Genomic DNA, 4,020 nt, shown 5'->3' on the forward strand with positions numbered 1-4,020 from the left:
CTCCAGGTCAGCCTCGCAGCCTCCGAGGAGAAGCTCGCCCAGCTCGGCGGGGACAGGAGCAGGTTCGGAGAAGCTTGCTCAGCTCGGCCGGTAGCCTGCATCCGCTGCCCGTCCTCCGGATGGATCCCCAGAGGCCACGCCTCGTCGTGATCCGGTCAATGAGCGAGTTCTGCTTGGCGAAGGCTGCGGAACACCGCCGGGGTCGTCCATCCGCGCAGCGTGGCGTGGATCGTCGAGCGGAATGCGGCCTCGGCCGTCGCGGCGTCGAAGGCCCCGGCCAGTTCAAGGGTCACCAGGCCGTGGAGGGTGGCCCAGATCGACAGGGCGATCGACGTCGACTCGCCGACGAGGACGGACGCCGTCACGGCACGATCGATCGCCGCGAGAAGCGGACGGATCGGGTCGCTGGCACCGACCTCCCCCGACGGGTCGAAGGACTGCACGCCGCCGAACAGCACCGTGTACAGGTGGCTGTGTCCTCGCCCCCAGCGACGGTAGGCGACGGCCAGCGCGTAGAGGTCGGCGAGCGGGTCCGCGGAGGGCTGCACCGCCGACACGTCCTGGAACAGGCCGGCGACGGCTCTGTCGCGCACCGCGCCGATCAGCCCGTCCTTGCCGCCGAACAGGGAGTACACCGCCGTCGTCGACGCCTCGGCGGCGGCCGCCACGGCGCGGACCGTGAGCGACTCCCGCGGACGGGTGGCGAGCATCTCGGTCGCGCACTCCACAAGCCGCTCTTTGACGGCGTCGTCGTTTGTTCTCGGCCTACCCACGACCAGCAGCCTACCTCCTCTGATAACGTCGTTTTGAAACAGCGTTCTGAAACTGTCGGAGGTCCGCCGTGCCCACGTCCGCGATACGTCTCGTCCGCTTCACCGGACGCTCACTGTCGGCCCTGGCCGCCGTCACGACGCTGGTCGTCGTCTTTCTCGCACTGATCGCCCTCACGGATGGGGCGGGCTCGGGGTTCGCCGCATGGTCGACGACCCTTGGAGTCGGAGCTGTTCTCGCGCTGTGGCTGGGGCGGCGGCGCACTTGGCCGGCGCGACTTGTGCCGTTCCTGCCCGTGCTCGTCGCGGCGGCGTTGACGGCGTCGGTCTGCATCCCGACCGTGCCGACGGCCCGGCGATACCCGCCCGCCCTGCCGTTCGTGACCACGCAGCACTGGAGCCTGTCCACCGGCAGCCGGGTCGCGGTGTACCGCTACCCGCCCGCAAACCCCGGCCCCCGGCATCCCGTCCCGCTCGTGTACCTCAACGGCGGACCGGTCCGCGGCATCTCGGTGCTCGACCATCGGTTCCTGCAACTCCTGGCACGCAAGGGCTACGACGTCTACGCCTACGAACAGGCCGGCGGCGGACGCAGCGACCTGCTGCCCATGAACCAGTACACGATCTCCAGGTCGGTCCGTGACCTCGCCGCCTTCGTCGACCGTCTGAACAAGGGCAAGGTCGACATCCTCGGATTCTCCTCAGGCGGGACCGTGCTCACCCGTGCCCTGGCCGACCCGCGCGTCGCTGCCCGCCTGCACCGGGCGATCATCGCCGAGCCCGGCCCCATGGACGGCCCCACCGCACACATCACCGGGCACAAGGGCCGAGAATCCGCGCGCGGTCTCGCGCCGGCCGTGTCCGGACCGCGATCTACCTACGTCCCCCGGTACGCCGTGGCGTTCGGCCTCATGCGACTCGGACTCCTGACCCCCGACACCGGACTGATCGGACAGGCCGAAGGCGACAACGCCTTCACCGCCGCAGACCTCGGCAGCGACACTGCATCCGCCTACTGCGCTCGCGACGCGCACCGCATCCCCGCCGAGGACACCGCGGAGAACTTCTCCTTCAGCCCCGCCGCCAGCCTCCGCATACAGCAGACGGTCAAGGACTCCCCCTCCATCGCCTCGAAGCTGAGGCGCTCGCGGACTCCCGCGATGCTGATGATCGCCGAGTGCTCCTCCCAGCTTCGTCAATGGGAGACCGCCGTCCTCGCCCATGACCCGGCCGTCCAGCGCACGCAGTACATACCCGGAGTCGGACACCACATGTGGAACGGCCTGGACGACAACAACGACCGAGCCGCCGCCGTCATCACCGCCTTCCTTCAGGACAAGCCGGCCCCCCTGCCGAACCACCCGACCCGCGACGAGATCCCTGCCTTCTTGCGCGACCGCGAATGAAGTTCCTCCGGCCTGAGTGACTCCAGGAACGGCCTGCGTCATCGGGTCGCCGTAGCATGGCTTCTGACCCGCGGATCGGACCGCACCCCGTGGGTGCGGCCGCGAACACCCTGATCGGCGCTGTGATTCGTCCACTGACCCTCGAGCACGAGGAATGCCGGCCGGCCCGGTCGCGCACCGATGAGTTTCCCGCGCCGCGCCGGTCTGCATGCCGGACACCCACGGACGGAAGGCTGCGCCATGCGGAAACTGACCTACGGCATGAACCTGAGTCTCGACGGCTACATCGCCGCGGCAGGCGACGACATCGGCTGGAGCGGACCGCCGAGCGACGAGCTGTTCCGGATGTGGCTCGACCACGAGCAGGCAAGCAGCCTGTCGCTGTACGGGCGCAAGCTCTGGGAGACGATGAGCCCCTACTGGCCGACCCGCCACCAGCAGCCCGACGCCACCCCGGCGGAGATCGAGTTCGCGCGCGCCTGGACGGAGACGCCGAAGGTGGTGTTCTCCTCGACGATCGACAAGGTCGACGGGAACGCCCGTCTGGTCACCGGCGACGCGATCGCCGAGATCACCCGGCTCAAGGCCGAGGACGGCGGCCCGATGAGCATCGGCGGCGCGACGCTCGCGGCGGCCGCCATGCGCGCCGGGCTGATCGACGAGTACGTGATCGCCGCCCATCCGGTCCTGGTGGGCGGCGGCACGCCGTTCTTCACCGCGCTGGACAGCTGGGTGAACCTGAACCTGGTCGAGACGCGGACGTTTCCCGGCGGGGTGGTCCTGACCAGGTACGAGACGAAGACCTGAGCAGCAGCGCCCCACCTGCCGGCCTCGCCCTCTCGAGGCGGGTCGGCGGCTCACCGCGGCAGCCCTCCACCCTTGCGCACGGGGCGCCGCGCGCTCCGGCGGCCCGACGACGCCCCACGTCCGCAAAGAGCCGTTCGGTGAGCACTCCGACTCGATTGGTCTTGTGACAAGATCGCGGGATGCTACGACTAACCGACTTCATCATCGACTGTCCGGACACGATGAAGCTGGCAGCCTTCTACTCCGAGGTGACGGGGCTCCCTGTCAAGGAGGACAGCAACGAGAACTGGGCCGGCATCCGGTTCGGCGAGATCGAACTGGCCTTCACTCCGGTGGCGGACTACCGCGCCCCGCAGTGGCCCGACAGCGAGCACCCCAAGCAGTTCCACCTCGACTTCGAAGTCGACGACGTCGAGGCCGAACAGCGCCGCGTGCTGGCCCTCGGCGCGACTCTGCAGCGGGACTGCATCGGCCCCGAAGGCTACGGCTTCCGCGTCTACACCGACCCCGTCGGCCACCCCTTCTGCCTCTGCCGGAACAAGGGTGTCGTCTGGACCGATCGGGGCCCCACCTGGCCCGATCGCGACCAGGACGCGGTGGAGTGAGCTGAGCGGCCTCGTGTCCTGATCAAGAAGGGCTGAGGTCTCCGGTCAAGGGTCCGTCGACCGAGGAGAACCCGACGCCGGACACCGGAGACCTCGTGGCCGCCTCGGCGGTGACGGGACGGTTCGATGCGACCGACGCACACCGGGCAAGCCGTCGTGCACCCGCATCAGCAGGCCGCTGGCGTCCGTCGGCGGCCGGGGCCCAGACGCCGGCGTGAGCCGTGTCGTGCCGTGTCGTCAGACGTCCACCAGGCCGGGGAGGTGCTCGGCGAGATGCATGGCGTGCAGCCGCGCGAACTCGTCGTGCGTGCAGCGTCCGTAGGCGGGGTGGGGGGCGTGCTCCGCGGTGTGGCTCGTGAACAGGGCCACCGCCTCCGTGAGACCGGCCGCGGCCTCGGTCACCGGCAGTTGGGGGTCCAGGGGCGGAGCCCC

General features: G+C 69.8%; 5 protein-coding genes. 3 read left to right on the top strand and 2 right to left on the bottom strand.

Translation table 11 applies throughout. From position 1 onward, the window contains the following. Window positions 1-155: 155 nt before the first annotated feature. Window positions 156-773 (bottom strand): TetR/AcrR family transcriptional regulator, encoded by a 618-nt coding sequence (locus ABT300_RS42060; RefSeq protein ID WP_351687878.1) that lies wholly within the window; start codon window positions 771-773, stop codon window positions 156-158. A 68-nt stretch (window positions 774-841) separates the two neighbouring features. Here ABT300_RS42060 and ABT300_RS42065 point away from each other — a divergent pair, with 68 nt between their 5' ends. The 3 genes from ABT300_RS42065 to ABT300_RS42075 all read left to right on the top strand — a co-directional run bounded on the left by ABT300_RS42065 (window position 842) and on the right by ABT300_RS42075 (window position 3,588). Further along, window positions 842-2,176: an alpha/beta fold hydrolase gene (locus tag ABT300_RS42065; RefSeq protein ID WP_351687881.1), complete on the top strand. Its 1,335-nt coding sequence runs from the start codon at window positions 842-844 to the stop codon at window positions 2,174-2,176. A 240-nt stretch (window positions 2,177-2,416) separates the two neighbouring features. Continuing rightward, the gene (locus ABT300_RS42070) at window positions 2,417-2,983 is read left to right on the top strand and encodes a dihydrofolate reductase family protein (RefSeq protein ID WP_351687884.1); all 567 of its coding nucleotides are present in this window, start codon (window positions 2,417-2,419) and stop codon (window positions 2,981-2,983) included. 179 nt (window positions 2,984-3,162) lie between these two features. Next, the gene (locus ABT300_RS42075) at window positions 3,163-3,588 is read left to right on the top strand and encodes a VOC family protein (protein ID WP_351687887.1); all 426 of its coding nucleotides are present in this window, start codon (window positions 3,163-3,165) and stop codon (window positions 3,586-3,588) included. Window positions 3,589-3,825: 237 nt separating this feature from the next. Here the strand turns inward: ABT300_RS42075 and ABT300_RS42080 are convergent. Next, window positions 3,826-4,020: DUF1569 domain-containing protein (locus ABT300_RS42080; protein WP_351687890.1), on the bottom strand; the 195-nt coding region annotated here is incomplete at its 5' end.

The sequence above is a fragment of the Streptomyces sp. NPDC001027 genome, assembly GCF_040299045.1.
Classification (GTDB): Bacteria; Actinomycetota; Actinomycetes; order Streptomycetales; family Streptomycetaceae; genus Streptomyces.

Excerpts from the sequence above, each read along its gene's own strand:
- ABT300_RS42070 (WP_351687884.1), top strand. The coding sequence starts at position 2,417 with ATGCGGAAACTGACCTACGGCATGAACCTGAGTCTCGACGGCTACATC.
- ABT300_RS42075 (WP_351687887.1), top strand. The coding sequence starts at position 3,163 with ATGCTACGACTAACCGACTTCATCATCGACTGTCCGGACACGATGAAG.